Consider the following 15066-nt stretch of genomic DNA (forward strand, 5'->3'; position numbering starts at 1 on the left):
CATGTCACTCCGAGGTACATTGAACTGGACGATCGTCTTGTATGGAGGAAGCAGCATGTGGGAGACCGTGACGTCGGCATGGAATTCGGCGCTGCTGACGCCCCTGCACGAGCCGGTGACGCTGGCCATCCCAGCGTTCGTGCTGTTCCTCGTCATCGAATGGTTCGCGGCCCGGCACCTCGAGGACGCCGCCATCGACCCCGACGGACGGTCCCGCCCGGTGCGCGGCGGCTACGAGCGGCGCGACGCCCGGGCCAGCGTGTCGATGGGCGCCGTGTCCATCCTGACGACGACGTTCTGGAAGCTGCTCGCTCTGATCGGGTACTCCGCGATCTGGGTGTACCTCGCGCCATGGCACCTGCCCGCGGACGCCTGGTACACGTGGGTGATCCTCATCCTCGGCGTCGACGTGCTGTTCTACGCGTACCACCGGATGTCGCACCGCATCCGCCTCATCTGGGCCACCCACCAGGCGCACCATTCGAGCGAGTACTTCAACTTCTCCACCGCGCTCCGCCAGAAGTGGAACAACAGCGCCGAGATCCTGATGTGGATTCCCCTGCCGCTGATCGGCATTCCGCCGTGGATGGTATTCATCGGATTCTCCGTGAACCTCGTCTACCAGTTCTTCGTCCACACCGAGCGCATCGACAAGCTGCCCCGGCCCGTCGAGTTCGTGTTCAACACACCCTCGCACCACCGCGTCCACCACGGCTGCGATCCCGAATACCTCGACCGCAACTACGCAGGCATCCTCATCGTCTGGGACCGGATGTTCGGCACCTTCCAACCCGAAACGCACCGCCCCACCTACGGACTCACCAAACCGGTGGGCACCTACAACATCTGGACACTGCAGACCCACGAATACGCCGCGATCGGCCGGGACTGGCGGCGGGCGTCGTCGTGGCGAGACAAGCTCGGCTACGTGTTCGGCCCGCCCGGCTGGACGCCGTCAGGAGCGCGCGAAGCTGACCAGGAAGTCGACCGTGCCGTTGCCGTCCACGGTCACGAAACCCAGTGACGGCGGCGTCACACCGAAGTCCGTCCAGGTGACCGGGATGCTGCCCGACGCGATGAGGTCGTCGCCGGAACGCAGCACGTCGACGTCGACGGTCACCGGACGCGACTGACCCTTCAGCGTCAGCGTGCCCTGCGCGGACACCGTTCCCACGGAACCGTCCGCGGGCAGCCCGGACAGATCGACCGGGGAGTCCAGCGTGAACGTGGCCGTCGGGAACGTCGCGGTGTCCATCACGTTGCCGCGGAACTGGCCGTCGCGGCGGGACTGATCGGTCGCGATCGTCGCCACCTGCACGGTCACCTCGCCTGCGGTGAGTTTCTCGCCCTCGACGGTCGCGTTGCCGGTCACGTCGCCGGTCGACCCGACCACGGTGACGCTGGCGCCGTTGAGGATCTCGTGCACGGTGTACCCGGCCGCCGTCTCGTTGGAGCCCTGCCCGGGTGTGACGGTCCACTGCCCGTCGACCGATCCGGTGGCCGCCTCCGCGCCCTCGGTCGACACCGACGCCGCCGGTGCGTCGTCCTCAGCGATGAATTGGCCGTAGAACCACGGTCCCACCAGCACCGCGAGTACGACAACGACTACTGCGCCGACCAACCACCACAGCTTTTTCATGAGCTCAGGCTAGTTGCAGCTTCAAGGGGTGTCACCCGGAACGACCTGCGAAAGTTCTGTGAACGAGCGGCCCGGGACCGGCACACAAAAAAACTCCCCACCTGCGTGTGCAGGTGGGGAGCTTTGGCGGTGGCGGAGGGATTTGAACCCTCGGACGGGGGTTACCCGTCACACGCTTTCGAGGCGTGCTCCTTAGGCCGCTCGGACACGCCACCGCCGGTGACTTTACCGGATGTGGCGCCCGAGCCCGAAATCGCCAGGTGAAGCCGCTTTACGTGAGCTTGTCCTTGAGGTTCTTCGCGGCGTCCTTGACCTTCTCGCCGGCGTCTTTCACCGCCGAGGAAGCCTGGTCTGCCTTGCCCTCGTCGCGCAGGTCCGGGTCGCCGGTCGCTTTGCCTGTGGCTTCCTTCGCCTGACCCTTGAGGTCTTCCGCCTTGTTCGAAGCTTTGTCTGCGATTCCCACGAGATACCTCCGTGAATCCGATTTCGAACCCGGTGACGGGTCCGGCGGCGCCTCGTCAGCGCCTGTTCTCCAGAGAAGCACGGGTCACGACGACCCGGCCACAATGTGTCGAGTACCCCACGAAAGCGTTTAAAACCGGTCAGCGCCGCTCACGGAAGAAGTCTTCGAGGATGCCGGCGCACTCGTCCTCGAGAACACCACCCCTGACCTGCGGGCGGTGTGTGAGACGCCGATCGCGGACCACATCCCACAACGAGCCGACGGCACCGGTCTTCGGCTCCCACGCCCCGAACACGACACGGGAGATCCGGGCAAGCACGAGCGCGCCCGCGCACATCGTGCACGGCTCCAGCGTCACCGCGAGCGTCGCCCCCTCGAGGCGCCACCCGTCTCCGTACACCCGCGCCGCGGCCCGCAACGCGATGATCTCCGCGTGGGCCGTCGGATCCGACATCGCCTCCCGCGAGTTCGCCGCCCGCGACACCTCGACGCCGTCCGCGTCGAACACCACCGCACCCACGGGCACGTCGGCGTCGGTGGCAGCGCGGGCCGCCTCGATCGCCGCGCGGATCATCCGCTCGTCGTCCTGAAGAGTCACGGCGTGCGGGACTACCGGGGAAGCTTGTCGAGGACCCCGGTCAGCTCCGTGGTGAACCCGAGCCGCTGCGCGATCATCCCGAGCTGCTCGTCGGGGTACAGATCCGTCTCGGACGTGATGACCGCCAGCACGGGTTCGGGCAGACCGAGGTCGGCGAGCAGCGACAGGTCGCCCTCCTCCCACGGCTCAACGTCGTCGAGATCGTCCGGATCGATGTCCGGGACCTCGACGTTGAGCGCCTCGAGGACGTCGGCGGCGATGTCGTAGTCGATGGCGGCGGTGGCGTCGGACAGCAGCAGTCGCGTTCCCGACGGCGCCGGACGGAGCACGATGAAGAACTCGTCGTCCACGTCCAGCAGACCGAAGAACGCGCCCGCGCTACGGAGGGCCCGAAGCTCCTCCTCCGCGACGCTCAGACTGGTCAGAGCAGCCGACGTGAGGGCCTTCACCTTCCACCGGCCGTCCTCGTGTACTACTGCGACACCGAAGCCCTCCAGATCCTCTGCCCGATCCGTGGAGGCGCTGTTGTTTTCCGCGCGCTGTGCACCCATGAGCGCAACGGTAGCCCGCTGGGTGCCGGTAAATGAAGTCCGCCGCCGAATGTGCCAACCTGTTCGGGTGTCAGATACCCCTTCCACAACTCCGGTGTGCGTGCTCGGCCTGGGATTGATCGGCGGTTCGCTGCTGCGTGCGGCAGTGCGCGCAGGCCGCGAAGCGTGGGGTCACAACCGGTCCGCACCGTCCGTCGACGCCGCCCGCGCGGACGGATTCGACGCCGACACCGATCTCGTCGCGGTGCTCCAGCGTGCGTCCGCCGCATCGGCGCTGATCGTGATCGCGGTCCCGGTGCCCGCCGTCGCCGCCACCCTCACCGCGATCGCCCTGTACGCACCGAACTGCCCGATCACCGACGTCGTCAGCGTCAAGGCCGAGGTCGCGGCGGCCGCGGCTCGGCAGGGACTCGCCGACCGCTACGTGGGCGGGCATCCGATGGCCGGGACGTCGGCGTCCGGGTGGAGCGTCGGCAGCGCCGACCTGTTCCGCGAGGCCGTGTGGGTGGTCGGCACCGACGACGGCGTCGACCCCGGCATCTGGACGCAGGTCGCGCAACTCGCGTTGGACTGCGGTTCCGTCGTCGTCCCCGCCGAGTCCGCCGAACACGACCGGGCGGTCGCGCGGATCTCGCACCTGCCGCACCTGCTGGCCGAGACCCTCGCGATCACCGGGGCCCGCGGCGGACCGCTGGCACTGGGCCTGGCGGCCGGCTCGTTCCGCGACGGCACCCGCGTGGCGGGCAGCGCACCCGGGCTCGTCCGGGCCATGTGCGAAGGCAACCGGGACGCCCTGCTGATCGCACTGGACGAGGCGCTGACGCTGCTGCAGGACGCGCGGACCGAGCTCGCGGAGCAGTCGTCCACGGCGTCACTCGTCGAAGACGGTCACGGCGCGCGCCTGACGTACGACAACCAGGAGACCTGGGAGATCACCGGCATCGTCCCCGGCCGCGAAGGCTGGATCGAGGAGATGCGCGACGCCGGCCGGCGCGGGGGGCGGCTCCGCCACCTGTGAGCCTTTCTGGTTGCCGGAGCTACCAAAAAGGCGCACGAGCGCGAAGCGCCTAGATCCGCTCCGCCAGCCCCGGGTAGTCGATGATGAACCCGTCCCGGTCGACCGTCACCGAGGAACTCGACACCGGCGACAGCACGTGGATGCCGTCCGGACCGCTGCTGTAGGTGAGGATCGCGCCCTCGACCCGCAGGTCCAGGAGGTTCACGTAGACGACGGGGACCTCGACGTCCTCGGACCCGAGGTGCAGTCCGTACCGCCGGATGGGCAGGGCGTTGAAGAAGGGGCTGAGCACCATGTCGACGTCGAGGGCGCCCTCGAACGTGGACCGCTGGTGGTTGGCGCCGTGCTCCACCATCCATGTGCCCTCTTCGTCCCGGCTGATCGACATCTGCCGTTCCCCGGCCGCGACGGACGTCCGCAGCGACAACCGGCGGGTGATGCCGCTCTCGTCGGTGACGAGGTCGTAGGACGCGCTGAACGCGGGATGCTCGGGGCACTCGCCGCCGATGATCCGGCCTGCGGCCTTGATGCGGTCGCCGCTCAGCTGGACGCGCACCGATTCCATTCGGGGTGCGTTGTCCGCCCGCCACGTCAGTACTGCGGGCCAGGTCGAGGCACCGGAGGCTTGGATGCTCACCTGTCTACGGTAAGCGACGACGGCTCCCGGGGTGGCAACGGGCCGAGTTTCGTTGCAGCAGAGTTGTCGAGCGTCAGTGCCCGGGCTCGTTCCGTGACCGCGATGCGCGACGAGAAGACGACGAGGGCGCCGAGTCCGACCGCAACGTTCAGCAGCGCCCCGAATTCCTGTGCGACGAAATCGAACACCTCGGTGAGGAGCACCGTGACCAGCGCTGCCGCCCGCAGGAACTGCAGCGGCCACAGTTTGCCGTTCCGCAGTCGCACGACGGCCGACCAGCACAGGACGAACGCGATCGCGGACCCGGTGAGCTGACCGACGGTCGTGATGTCGGTGCCCTCGTCGCCGCGGAGGTCGTCGTCGAGGGTGATCACGGCGCTGAGCAGTCCCAGGGTGGAGAACAGGGTGAGGAGCACGGCGGCGGTCCAGAGCATGCCGGGGCCCTTCGCGAACGCGGGCGTCGCGCGGCGGGCCAGTTCCCGGGCCGTCGGCACGGTCCGTCCGGTCCGGTCCGGGCAGTGGTCGAGCAGATCCCGCACCGACGTCAGCGTCGCCTCGTCCGCCCCGGCCGCGGCCGCCCGTCGCAGCTGCGCCAGCGCCTGCACGCGGCGCGCGCGGTCCAGACCGCGGTCCAGGCCGCCGAGCGCGATGGCGGCGGCGTTGGCGACGTCCTCCGTCGGGGTCGGCGGGCGCACGTCGTGCAGCGACCGGTTGACCAGCAGCAGCACGACGATCACCACGTACATGATCGCGACGGACGGCCGGTAGAAGTAGTCGTTGGTCTTGGTGACGAACTTGCCGATCTCGTCGAGGAACAACCCGAACCCGATGCCGCCGATCACGACACCGAGGACCCGCGGTTTCATCCCGAGGAACGAGAACACGGTCACCAGCGCCACGACCATGCCGAGCCCACCCCACAGGACGTGCGCGATGTGCAGCGACGATCCCCCGACCTGCGGATAACCGGTGAGGTGAAGGTAGGCGCGGGTGAGCAGGATCGTGCAGATCCCGATGATGACGAACGCCTCGACGAGGCCGCTGCCCTGGGCGTCACGCACGAGATGCGACCGGTTCCGGAAACCCGAGATCATGCCGCCTCCCTGTGCTCCCACCTACAGGAAGTCTAGGACTCTCAGTGGTGGAAAGTCTGCGTGTTGCTCGCGGAGGACAGGCCGGCCACGCGACCGCGGCCTCGTATCATGTGTGGCTGCGCCACCCGTGAGTACTTCTTAACCGCCCGAGGTTAATAAGTACTCACGGGTCGTTGGTCAAAGCGGCCGCAGATCTCGAGTAACGTTCTCGGGTGACTGGTTCGTGAGGAAGGGTGCCGTGACGTCAACCGGGAGCATGGTGGGCCTGTTCGCCGGTATCGGCGGGCTCGAGTTGGGTCTGAGGGAGCACGGCTGGAACACCGAACTGCTCTGTGAGATCGACCCGGGCGCCCAGGCGGTTCTGCGTACCCGATTCACGGACGTCCCAGTGCATTCCGACGTCACCAAGCTGCGTTCCCTCCCCCAGGACATCGAACTCGTCGCCGCCGGATTCCCCTGCCAGGACCTCTCCCAGGCCGGCCGGACCGCAGGCATCACCGGTGCGCGATCCGGCCTCGTCGACGAGGTGTTCCGGTTGGTGAAGCGGAAGAAGGGTCCGCGCTGGCTCCTGATCGAGAACGTTCCGTTCATGCTGCAACTGGGTCGCGGGGCGGCTATGAGGCACATCACGGACGCCCTCGAGGACCTCGGCTACATGTGGGCGTACCGGGTCGTCGACGCGCGCGCCTTCGGACTCCCCCAGCGCCGGCAGCGGGTCCTGATGCTCGCCTCCCGCACCGAGGATCCCCGCGCGGTGCTGTTCGGTGAGGACGCCGGGGAACGCCCCGTCGACGACCCCACCGACTTCCCGTGCGGTTTCTACTGGACGGAGGGCACCCGCGGCCTCGGGTGGGCGGTCAACGCGGTGCCGACGCTCAAGGGCGGTTCGTCCGTCGGGATCGCGAGCCCGCCCGCCGTGCGACTGCCGTCGGGCGAGATCGTCACCCCGGGACTGGTGGACGCCGAACGCCTGCAGGGTTTCGACCCCGACTGGACGGCACCCGCGGCGCTGGTCCCCGGCCTGCGGAACAGTCATCGGTGGAAGCTCGTCGGCAACGCCGTGAGTGTGCGGATGGCGTCGTGGGTCGGGCGGCGGCTGCTCGAGCCTGCCGAGTACGAGCGGGGTATCGAGACACCGATGAAGCCGGGTGACGCGTGGCCGGTGGCTGCGTGGGGCAGCAACCGTCAGGCCTTCCGCGTGCACACGTCGACGTGGCCGGTGCAGGAGCCGTACGAGGATCTCAGCGGATTCCTGGAGGACACCCGGCTGCTGTCGGCGCGGGCGACCGCCGGGTTCCTGAAACGGGCCCGGATGGGCAATCTGCGTTTCGTCCCCGGTTTCATCGACGACGTCGAGAGCCACCTCGACCGCATGGGCGGCTTCCCCGAGGCCGCCGCGTAACCGGACGGACCTGCGATGCCTGCCACCGACCCCGCGACCAGCGCCCGGATGCGGGCGCAGCGGCGTCGCGACACGGCACCCGAACTCGCGTTGCGCCGCGAACTGCACCGCCGAGGGGTCCGGTACTTCGTGGACCGGGCGCCGATGAAGGGGGTTCGGCGGCGTGCCGACCTGGTGTTTCCGCGACGCAAGGTGGCGGTGTACGTGGACGGGTGTTTCTGGCACAGCTGCCCGCAGCACGCCACGTTCCCGAAGAACAACGCGCAGTGGTGGGCCGACAAACTCGCCGGGAACGTCACCCGCGACCGGGACACCGACTCGACGCTGACCGACGCGGGGTGGACGGTGGTGCGGATCTGGGAGCACGAGAATCCGGTGGTCGCCGCGGACCGGGTTCAGGCGGCCCTGCGTCGCTGACGGTGAAGGTGTTGCAATTCCCACCCCTGGGGGGTCTGGTCGCCGACGCCGGATCGGTGCAGGATGGTGTCATCAGCAACCGTTCGAACCACATTCGGAGGCGCATGATGATCCGCCGTATCGTCGCGGCGGCCTCCATTGCGATTGCAGCAGCGGCCGTCCCACTCGTCGGTCCGGTGGCCTATGCGGTGGCTGCCCCCGGCGACACGTACATCAGCAATCCCCCGGCCAATCCCGCGGACCAGGGTTTCTGCGACGACCAGGCCGCCCTCGCGAACAATCTCTCCGCCAAGGGCGACTTCGCGCGCGCGGACGGCGTCGTGTCGGCCGCGAACATGAGCGGGTGCCGGATCTACACGTTCTCCAGCCCGTAATCGCTTGCCGTTACGGCAACAGGATTCCCGGTCGGGCGGGGCTGCGCGGCACAGTGGGAGCATGACTCACGAGCATGCACCGGACACGACCGATTTCCTCAGCCAGGAGTTCTGGGACGAGCGCTACCGTTCGGCCACCGCGGTGTGGAGCGGCAACCCCAACCCGCGCCTCGTCGAGCAGGTCGCGGACGTGACCCCGGGCAGCGCCCTGGACGTCGGCAGCGGCGAGGGTGCCGACGCGATCTGGCTGGCTACCCGCGGGTGGACCGTCACCGGGGTGGACGTGTCCACGGTGGCATTGGACCGCGCCGCCGCACGGGCCGCCGAGGCCGGTCCCGACATCGCGGACCGGACGACGTGGGAGCAGGCCGACATCCTGTCGTGGGAGCCGCCTGCCCGCCGATTCGACCTGGTGTCGGCGCATTTCATGCATCTGCCCGGACCTGCCCGCGAGGCCCTGCACCGGCGCCTGGCGGGAGCGGTCCGCCCCGGCGGGCACCTACTCGTCGTCGGTCATCACCCGTCCGATCTGGAGACGTCCGTCGGGCGGCCCAATGTTCCCGACATGCTGTTCACCCCGGAACAGGTCGCGGCCGTGCTGGACCCCGCGGAGTGGAAGATTCTCGTGTCGGCGGTCCCGTCCCGTGAGGCACGCGACCCCGACGGCCTGCCCGTCACGATCCACGACACCGTCCTGCATGCGGTTCGCCGCGCCTGACGACGGACTACCCTGTGGGCACGATCTCTTCCGATGCCGAGACGAGGACGCCGTGGCCGACCTGTTCGTGAAAACCCTTCAGCTGCACCAGTTCGTCTACGAACACAGTGGCGGCTGGGTGGGGCATCGGTTGTTGTTCGGGATGCCGACGCTGTTGCTGCGCAGCGTCGGCCGGAAGTCCGGTCAGCCGCGCACGTCCGCGTTGACCTACGGCCGCGACGGCGCGAGCTATCTGGTCGTCGCCTCGAAGGGCGGTGCGCCGACGTCGCCGGCGTGGATGCACAACGTGCTGGCCGCCCCGACCTGCGAGATCCAGGTGGGCCGCGAACACATCACCGTGGCGGCGCGGAAAGTGCTTCCGGGCGAACCGGATTACGACCGGATGTGGGCGAAGATGAACGAGATCAACCACGGCCGGTACCGCGACTATCAGAAGAAGACGGACCGCCCGATTCCCGTCATCGCGCTGACCCCGAACCGCTGAACTCGTCGGCGTGCGCCGACACCCACTGCGCGAACGTGGTCGCCGGACGGCCGGTGAGTTGCTCCACAAGACGGCTCGCCTGCTGCGGGGCGTCGACCAGGCTCGCCATCCCCTCCAGGTACCAGCGGGCGTACTCCCCCTTCGCCGGCGTCACGGCGGGCAGGCCGTCGAGTCTGCGCAGGTATCCCTCGACGACGGTGACCGCGTCCGGAAGTTGGTCCTTGTCAGGATGATTCGTGAGGGCCCGGACGTCCGTCGCGCCCCGCGCGAGCAGGTGGTCGACGAGCATTCGGCCCATGCTCCCGGTTGCCCCCGTCACGAGAATCGTCATGGATGCACGCTACTACCGCGCCCGGGCACGTGAGTGGCAAAGTGTGCCCGGGCACGCTTTGCCACTCACGTGGGGGTCAGCTGGTCGGCGGGGCGGGGGTCGTGGACGGCGCCTGCGCCGGGGTCTCCGACGGTGTCGGCGTGGCAGGGGACGACGCGTCCGGATTCTGCACCCCGGGCCGGAGCCGGTAGATGTGTTCGGGCGAGATGACCTCGGTGACGGCTCCCGCCAGCGCCGTGCTCGGTTCGCTGTCCTCGTAGGGGATGTCGGTGTTGAGCATGATCGCGACCGTGGTCTCCGTCTCGGGAAGGTACATGCACACCGTCTGGTAGCCGGGGAGGCTGCCGTTGTGCCCGATCCAGCCCGCGATGTCGAAGATGCCCAGCCCGTAGCCGACATCGGACGCCAGACCCGGCGCGGTCACCGTCTCGAGCCGCTGCGCCTGCGTGGCCGGCTGCAGCAGTGTTCCGGTGGCCAGCGCGGGCGCCCAGATGCGCAGGTCGTCGAGGGTGGAGATCATGGCGCCTGCCGCCCATCCCCAGGACGGATTCCAGTCGGTGGCGACGGCTTCCTTCTCGTCCAGGGTCTGCTCGGTGTAACCCTGCGCGTGCGGTTCGGGGAACGCGTTGGTGGTCGGAAAGCTGGTGTCCGCCATCTTCAGCGGCTGCAGGATCTTCTGCGAGACGTACTCCGGGAGCGGCATTCCGCTGATCTTCTCGACGACGAGCCCCAGCAGAACCGTGTTCGTGTTCGAATACTCGAATCCCTGACCGGGCGGGAACGTCGCGGGCTGCGTGAACGCGTACCCCAGCAGTTCTTGCGGCGTGAATTCCCGCATCGGGTCGGAGAGCAACGCCTGCTGGAAGTCCTTGTTGGCCGTGTAGTTGGGCAGCCCACTCTGCATTCGGGCCAGCTGGCGCAGCGTGATCTGGTCACCCGCGGGCACACCCTCCACGTACTTCGAAATCGGGTCGTCGAGGGCCACCTTGTCTTCGTCGACCAGCTGCAGCAGACCCGTCACCGTGAACGTCTTTGTCACACTGCCGATCCGGTGATAGAAGTCGGTCTCCATCGGTGCGCCCGTCGACTTGTCGGCGACACCGAACGCCTTCACGTAGTCGCCGTCGGGCCCCCACACGCCGACGATCGCGCCGGGAATCGCCGCCATCGACATCGTCTTCTCGATCGCCTCGTTCAGTCGGTCCGCGACACCGGGGTCGATCTGCGCGGCGCCCGCCTCGACGCCCGGCGATCCCGCCTGCGTCGTCGTCGAGGTCGCGGAGGCGCCCGTGGAGGAGGAGTCGTCGGAGCACGCCGCCGTCACCACCAGCAGCAATGCTGCCGCGACCGCCGCGAGGCCTCGTCGCCGATTCGTCTTGGTCACGACCTGAGCTGTCATCGTGCGGTCCCGTCGTCGAGGTGCCCCTCTCGGGAATTTACCCCGCAACCGCCGGGCGAATGTACCTTTCGGCGCTTCCGAGGCGACCGACGATACATTCGCCCTACTGCGCACTCTCGGTCGCGTATTCGGACAGCAGCCGCTTCTCCTTGTCGCGCCGCGGGTAGAAGAAGAACACCACCACGGCCCCGGCGCACACCACCACGATCGCGGCGAGGTACGCGCGGTCGTCGCCGTCCAGGAAGGCGTTGCGGGCGGCGGCGATGATCTGCTCGGTGTACTGCGGATAGCGTTCCGCGAGCACCTCGGCGCTGGAATACGACTTCGTGAGCGCCGCTTGGGTTTCCGCGTTTACCTGGTCGGCGTCCGGCGACGAGGCGATCGTGGCCGACAACGACTTCGCGTAACCGGCGGTGAGCACCGCACCGAGGATCGACTGCATGATCGCGCCACCGAGGTCGCGTTGCAGGTCGGACGTGCCCGACGCCATGCCCGCCCGCGACACCGGCACCGAACCGGTGAGCGAGCGCGACGCCGGGGTTCCCGCGTACCCGACCCCGATACCGACGAACGCGTAGGCCAGCGCCACCCACCAGTACGACGCGTTCTCGTCCCACCACACCAGGGCGACGACCAGTCCGAGGACGACGAACAGGTAGCCGAGGAGCAGGGTGAACCGGGAGCCGTGCGATTCGACGAGTTTCGCGGAGCGGGGTGCGACGACGACCATCGCGACGGCGGCGGGGATGATCGCGGATCCGGCGGCGAGCGTGGAGTACCCGAGCACGTTCTGCAGGAACTGCTGCCCGATGAACATCGCGCCCATCAGGGCGCCGAACACGATCACCCCGCCGACGGCGGCCACCCAGAACGTCGGGCGGGCGGCGACGTGCAGATCGAACAGTGGGTGCGCCGCCCGCCGTTGCTGCAGGAAGAACGCGGCGCCCGCGGCGAGGGCGATCAGTCCGAGACCGACGGCGAGTGCACCGGAGCCGTTCACGGGCGCGAAATTGATCGCGAGGATGAGGGCGGCGATGAAGACGACGGAGATGATGCCGCCGAGATTGTCGACGGGATCGGTCGTTTCGTTGACGTGGGCGGGCACCCATAGGATGGCGCTGACGAGGGCGAGACCGGCGAGCGGAAGGGTCACGAGGAACACCGAGCCCCAATGGAACTGCTCGAGGAGCGCCCCCGACACGATCGGTCCGAGCGAGGAGATCGCGCCACCGAGGGCCGACCACAGTGCGATCGCCTTGGTGCGCGGCGGTCCCGACCACAGCGCAGTGATGATCGCGAGGGTGGTGGGGAACGCGAGCCCGGCGGAGACGCCACCGAGAACGCGTGCGAGGAACAGTATTTCGAAGTTCCCGGCGAACCCCGCGATCGCCGACGCCGGCAGCGACAGCGCCATGCCGAGCACCAGCATCTGCTTGCGCCCGTAGCGGTCGCCGAGCGCCCCGAGGTAGAGGACCGACGCGGCCAGCCCGAGGGAGTAGGCCACGGCGATGAGGTTCAGCTGTGTCTGACTCGCGTCGAATGCGCGGCCGATGTCGGGGAGCGCGACGTTCGCGACGGACAGGTTCAGGTTGGCGACGGCGGCGACGAGGATGAGCGTCGCGAGGGTCAGCGTCGCACGGGCCGGCGCCTGCGTCGTTTCGGTTCGAGTCACGGTCTGCTCCCGGGGTTCTTGTCTCCTCGTGTGCCCGGGCCGGCCGGGTCGGCCACAGGGTCCGGGGCCGGCGCGAGCAGCGATGCCGCGAGCGGGAAGAGGAGGACGGTGATCGCACCCGCCGCGACGAGCACGGAGGCATTGGCGGGCGTCATGTCGCCCGAGTCGACGGCCACACCGGTGACGGCGACGATCAGCGGCAGACCGGTTCCCGCGTACAGCGCCAGCTGGGTGCGTTCACGGACGGTGAAGGGTGGGTCGGTGCCGTCGGCGCCGCGGTCGAATCTTCCGGCGAAGTAGACCGGTCCCGACCGCACCAGCAGGATCAGCAGGACGAACGCGATGAGGACGCCGGGTTCGGACGCCACCGCGGCGACGTCGATGGCCGTGCCCGACGTCACGAAGAAGATCGGGATCAGGAAACCGAACGCGAGGCCGTCGAGTTTGGTTTCGAGTGTCTCGTCGCCGTCGGGTGTGGCCCTGCGCAGGATGAATCCCGCTGCGAACGCTCCGAGGATGGTGTCGAGCCCGAACTCCGCCGCGAGCACGGTGAGTGCAACGAGAAGCAGCATCGTCAGCCGGACCGTCGTCTGCGACGTCGTCTCCGCCCCCGACCGGATGATCGCCGTGATCCGGGAGCCCTCGCGCCGCACACGGGCGGGGATGAACGCGACCAGCACGGCCGCGGCCGTGAACAGTCCGAGGACCACGATGGACGCCACCGAACCCCGGGACCCGAGCAGGATCGCCATCGCGACGACGGGGCCGAGTTCACCGAATGCGCCGTGCTCGAGGATCGTCCGGCCCAGCCGGGTGTCGAGTCCGCCCGCGTCCCGGAGGATCGGCAGGAGGGTGCCGAGCGCCGTCGACGTCATGGCGATGGCCACCGCCGTCCCCGCGTCGACCACGTGGGCCAGGCTCAGCAGCGACACCACCGTGAACGCCAGCGCCAGCGAGATCAGCCACGTGAGCAGCGCCCGCCTGCCGCCGCGACCGGTGATCTCGGCCGTGTCGATCTCGTAGCCGGCCAGCAGGAACAGCAGCCCCAGCCCCAGTTCGCGCAGCAGGTCGATCTCGCTGCCCGCCACCGCGAGGTCGAAGACGTGCGGGCCGATGACGATCCCGGCGACGAGGAGGAGCACGACCTCGGGCACCAGCTTGCGGGGGAACAGCCCGGCGAGCAGCGGGGCGATCACGGCGCAGGCCACGATCCAGAAAAGCGAGGCTCCCACGGAAGGCATGCATCACCCGTCTCTCGAACCACCCGGCAACGGCACTGCGCTCGAGCCTCACAGAACCCGGACCCGGGGGCATCATCCGTAAGGGATGAACGGCGGCGCGAGGAATCACCCGTCGTGGATGATGTGCACCCCCGGGCCGGTGGCGATCATCGACACCAGGGCACCCAGCGCAGGGAGAGAAGATGTCGATTTCAGCTGAAGATGTCGGTCCGGTCGCGTTCCTGTTCCTCACCTTTCCGGGTGAGCGGGCCGATCCCGCGGTGATCGACACGTTCCGGGAGGTGGTCGCGCAGGGCGTGGTCACCATCCTCGATCTCGTGTTCGTCTCCAAGGGGGCCGACGGCACACTGAGTCAGGTGGAGGTGGACGAGGACCTCGACAGCATCGGACTCGCCGCCCTGTCCCTCGAAGCCAAGGCGCTGATCAGCGACGAGGACCTCGAGGTGGTACGCGAATCACTGGAGCCGGGCACGTCGGCGGTGGCGCTCGTGTACGAGCAGACGTGGGCGCGCAAGCTCGCGGCGGCGTCCCGCCACGCCGGCGGCGAGGTGGCTCTGCACCTGCACATCCCGCGCGAGGTGGTCGAGGCGGCCATCGCCGCCGCGGTCTGACGGTCACGAACGGAAACGGAGCAACGACATGGTTTTCAGGGGTCCACGCCGCATGGGACGTCCCGGGCTACTCGGCACGGTGGCCCGGACTGCGGTCATCACCGGCACCGCGCGGGCGACGTCGAACGCGATGAACCGGCGCGCCGCCGGCAAGGACGCGGAGCAACAGGCCCGGATCGACGAGGCGGCGCAGCAGCAGTACGCGGAACAGCAAGCGGCGCAACAGCAGGCACCGCCGCCACCACCACCGGAACCCGCGGGCGGCGACGACCTGGTGTCCCGCCTTCAGGAACTCGCCCGCTTGAAGGAGGCGGGCGTGCTCACGGACGAGGAGTTCGCGGCGGCGAAGGCGAAACTACTCGCGTCCTGACGAGACCACGGCGACCCGCCCACCGGACGGGCCGTCGTGGCGTCGCG

The 15066-nt window shown here is 68.7% G+C and carries 19 protein-coding genes and 1 tRNA gene; 9 read left to right on the plus strand and 11 right to left on the minus strand.

The window, feature by feature from the left end:
• Positions 1 to 55: 55 nt before the first annotated feature.
• Positions 56 to 1024 (plus strand): sterol desaturase family protein, encoded by a 969-nt coding sequence (locus tag CA951_RS36670; RefSeq protein WP_087561546.1) that lies wholly within the window; start codon positions 56 to 58, stop codon positions 1022 to 1024.
• On the opposite strand, the gene CA951_RS36675 is transcribed toward CA951_RS36670, so the two are convergent.
• The 5 genes from CA951_RS36675 to CA951_RS36695 form a co-directional block, all read right to left on the minus strand.
• Complete coding sequence (locus CA951_RS36675; protein WP_087561547.1) at positions 956 to 1639, minus strand: YceI family protein; 684 nt, start codon at positions 1637 to 1639, stop codon at positions 956 to 958. The two genes, CA951_RS36670 and CA951_RS36675, sit on opposite strands and share 69 nt — an antisense overlap.
• A gap of 124 nt (positions 1640 to 1763) precedes the next feature.
• A tRNA-Ser gene (locus tag CA951_RS36680) sits at positions 1764 to 1854 on the minus strand.
• Positions 1855 to 1910: 56 nt separating this feature from the next.
• The gene (locus CA951_RS36685; RefSeq protein WP_009477222.1) at positions 1911 to 2102 is read right to left on the minus strand and encodes a CsbD family protein; all 192 of its coding nucleotides are present in this window, start codon (positions 2100 to 2102) and stop codon (positions 1911 to 1913) included.
• A gap of 139 nt (positions 2103 to 2241) precedes the next feature.
• Positions 2242 to 2700, minus strand: a complete 459-nt coding sequence (locus tag CA951_RS36690) for a nucleoside deaminase (protein ID WP_087561548.1) — start codon at positions 2698 to 2700, stop codon at positions 2242 to 2244.
• Positions 2701 to 2711: 11 nt separating this feature from the next.
• Positions 2712 to 3251 (minus strand): tRNA adenosine deaminase-associated protein, encoded by a 540-nt coding sequence (locus tag CA951_RS36695; protein ID WP_087561549.1) that lies wholly within the window; start codon positions 3249 to 3251, stop codon positions 2712 to 2714.
• 49 nt (positions 3252 to 3300) lie between these two features.
• On the opposite strand from CA951_RS36695, the gene CA951_RS36700 reads away from it, so the two are divergent.
• A complete protein-coding gene (locus tag CA951_RS36700; RefSeq protein ID WP_087561550.1) occupies positions 3301 to 4269 on the plus strand; it encodes a prephenate dehydrogenase in 969 nt (322 codons plus the stop codon).
• Between the two features lie 49 nt (positions 4270 to 4318).
• Here the strand turns inward: CA951_RS36700 and CA951_RS36705 are convergent, their stop codons facing one another.
• Both CA951_RS36705 and CA951_RS36710 read right to left on the minus strand, forming a co-directional pair.
• Entirely contained in the window at positions 4319 to 4906 is a 588-nt protein-coding gene (locus tag CA951_RS36705) for a putative glycolipid-binding domain-containing protein (RefSeq protein WP_087561551.1), read from the minus strand.
• Positions 4903 to 6000 carry a hypothetical protein gene (locus tag CA951_RS36710; RefSeq protein WP_087561552.1) on the minus strand — a complete coding sequence of 366 codons (1098 nt, stop codon included), beginning with the start codon at positions 5998 to 6000 and terminating at the stop codon, positions 4903 to 4905. Before CA951_RS36710 ends, CA951_RS36705 begins: the two co-directional genes overlap by 4 nt.
• Positions 6001 to 6256: 256 nt before the next feature.
• Here CA951_RS36710 and CA951_RS36715 point away from each other — a divergent pair, with 256 nt between their 5' ends.
• From CA951_RS36715 to CA951_RS36735, 5 genes are all read left to right on the plus strand, one after another.
• Positions 6257 to 7402, plus strand: coding sequence for a DNA cytosine methyltransferase (locus CA951_RS36715; RefSeq protein ID WP_087561553.1), 1146 nt, complete (start codon positions 6257 to 6259; stop codon positions 7400 to 7402).
• 15 nt (positions 7403 to 7417) lie between these two features.
• Positions 7418 to 7819, plus strand: coding sequence for a very short patch repair endonuclease (locus tag CA951_RS36720; RefSeq protein WP_087561554.1), 402 nt, complete (start codon positions 7418 to 7420; stop codon positions 7817 to 7819).
• 104 nt (positions 7820 to 7923) lie between these two features.
• Positions 7924 to 8193: a hypothetical protein gene (locus CA951_RS36725; RefSeq protein WP_087561597.1), complete on the plus strand. Its 270-nt coding sequence runs from the start codon at positions 7924 to 7926 to the stop codon at positions 8191 to 8193.
• Positions 8194 to 8254: 61 nt separating this feature from the next.
• A complete protein-coding gene (locus CA951_RS36730) occupies positions 8255 to 8911 on the plus strand; it encodes a bifunctional 2-polyprenyl-6-hydroxyphenol methylase/3-demethylubiquinol 3-O-methyltransferase UbiG (RefSeq protein WP_087561555.1) in 657 nt (218 codons plus the stop codon).
• A gap of 52 nt (positions 8912 to 8963) precedes the next feature.
• Positions 8964 to 9395 (plus strand): nitroreductase family deazaflavin-dependent oxidoreductase, encoded by a 432-nt coding sequence (locus CA951_RS36735; RefSeq protein WP_087561598.1) that lies wholly within the window; start codon positions 8964 to 8966, stop codon positions 9393 to 9395.
• Here the strand turns inward: CA951_RS36735 and CA951_RS36740 are convergent.
• The 4 genes from CA951_RS36740 to CA951_RS36755 all read right to left on the minus strand — a co-directional run bounded on the left by CA951_RS36740 (position 9370) and on the right by CA951_RS36755 (position 14038).
• Positions 9370 to 9726 (minus strand): NAD(P)H-binding protein, encoded by a 357-nt coding sequence (locus CA951_RS36740; protein ID WP_087561556.1) that lies wholly within the window; start codon positions 9724 to 9726, stop codon positions 9370 to 9372. The genes CA951_RS36735 and CA951_RS36740 overlap by 26 nt on opposite strands.
• 76 nt (positions 9727 to 9802) lie before the next feature.
• Positions 9803 to 11125 (minus strand): serine hydrolase, encoded by a 1323-nt coding sequence (locus CA951_RS36745; RefSeq protein ID WP_087561557.1) that lies wholly within the window; start codon positions 11123 to 11125, stop codon positions 9803 to 9805.
• A gap of 103 nt (positions 11126 to 11228) precedes the next feature.
• Positions 11229 to 12797 (minus strand): MFS transporter, encoded by a 1569-nt coding sequence (locus tag CA951_RS36750; protein ID WP_087561558.1) that lies wholly within the window; start codon positions 12795 to 12797, stop codon positions 11229 to 11231.
• Positions 12794 to 14038 (minus strand): cation:proton antiporter, encoded by a 1245-nt coding sequence (locus CA951_RS36755; RefSeq protein WP_087561559.1) that lies wholly within the window; start codon positions 14036 to 14038, stop codon positions 12794 to 12796. Before CA951_RS36755 ends, CA951_RS36750 begins: the two co-directional genes overlap by 4 nt.
• Before the next feature lie 182 nt (positions 14039 to 14220).
• Here CA951_RS36755 and CA951_RS36760 point away from each other — a divergent pair, with 182 nt between their 5' ends.
• The gene (locus CA951_RS36760; protein ID WP_087561560.1) at positions 14221 to 14649 is read left to right on the plus strand and encodes a DUF6325 family protein; all 429 of its coding nucleotides are present in this window, start codon (positions 14221 to 14223) and stop codon (positions 14647 to 14649) included.
• A 28-nt stretch (positions 14650 to 14677) separates the two neighbouring features.
• Entirely contained in the window at positions 14678 to 15019 is a 342-nt protein-coding gene (locus CA951_RS36765; protein ID WP_087561561.1) for an SHOCT domain-containing protein, read from the plus strand.
• The last annotated feature ends 47 nt before the right edge of the window (positions 15020 to 15066 follow it).

Origin of the sequence: Rhodococcus sp. NCIMB 12038 (genome assembly GCF_002165735.1) — a bacterium.
Taxonomy (GTDB): Bacteria; Actinomycetota; Actinomycetes; order Mycobacteriales; family Mycobacteriaceae; genus Rhodococcus_F.

Coding starts and splice junctions, on each gene's coding strand:
- CA951_RS36670 (WP_087561546.1), top strand. CDS start 56: ATGTGGGAGACCGTGACGTCGGCATGGAATTCGGCGCTGCTGACGCCC.
- CA951_RS36675 (WP_087561547.1), bottom strand. CDS start 1,639: ATGAAAAAGCTGTGGTGGTTGGTCGGCGCAGTAGTCGTTGTCGTACTC.
- CA951_RS36695 (WP_087561549.1), bottom strand. CDS start 3,251: ATGGGTGCACAGCGCGCGGAAAACAACAGCGCCTCCACGGATCGGGCA.
- CA951_RS36700 (WP_087561550.1), top strand. CDS start 3,301: ATGTGCCAACCTGTTCGGGTGTCAGATACCCCTTCCACAACTCCGGTG.
- CA951_RS36710 (WP_087561552.1), bottom strand. CDS start 6,000: ATGATCTCGGGTTTCCGGAACCGGTCGCATCTCGTGCGTGACGCCCAG.
- CA951_RS36715 (WP_087561553.1), top strand. CDS start 6,257: ATGGTGGGCCTGTTCGCCGGTATCGGCGGGCTCGAGTTGGGTCTGAGG.
- CA951_RS36720 (WP_087561554.1), top strand. CDS start 7,418: ATGCCTGCCACCGACCCCGCGACCAGCGCCCGGATGCGGGCGCAGCGG.
- CA951_RS36725 (WP_087561597.1), top strand. CDS start 7,924: ATGATGATCCGCCGTATCGTCGCGGCGGCCTCCATTGCGATTGCAGCA.
- CA951_RS36730 (WP_087561555.1), top strand. CDS start 8,255: ATGACTCACGAGCATGCACCGGACACGACCGATTTCCTCAGCCAGGAG.
- CA951_RS36740 (WP_087561556.1), bottom strand. CDS start 9,726: ATGACGATTCTCGTGACGGGGGCAACCGGGAGCATGGGCCGAATGCTC.
- CA951_RS36745 (WP_087561557.1), bottom strand. CDS start 11,125: ATGACAGCTCAGGTCGTGACCAAGACGAATCGGCGACGAGGCCTCGCG.
- CA951_RS36755 (WP_087561559.1), bottom strand. CDS start 14,038: ATGCCTTCCGTGGGAGCCTCGCTTTTCTGGATCGTGGCCTGCGCCGTG.
- CA951_RS36760 (WP_087561560.1), top strand. CDS start 14,221: ATGTCGATTTCAGCTGAAGATGTCGGTCCGGTCGCGTTCCTGTTCCTC.
- CA951_RS36765 (WP_087561561.1), top strand. CDS start 14,678: ATGGTTTTCAGGGGTCCACGCCGCATGGGACGTCCCGGGCTACTCGGC.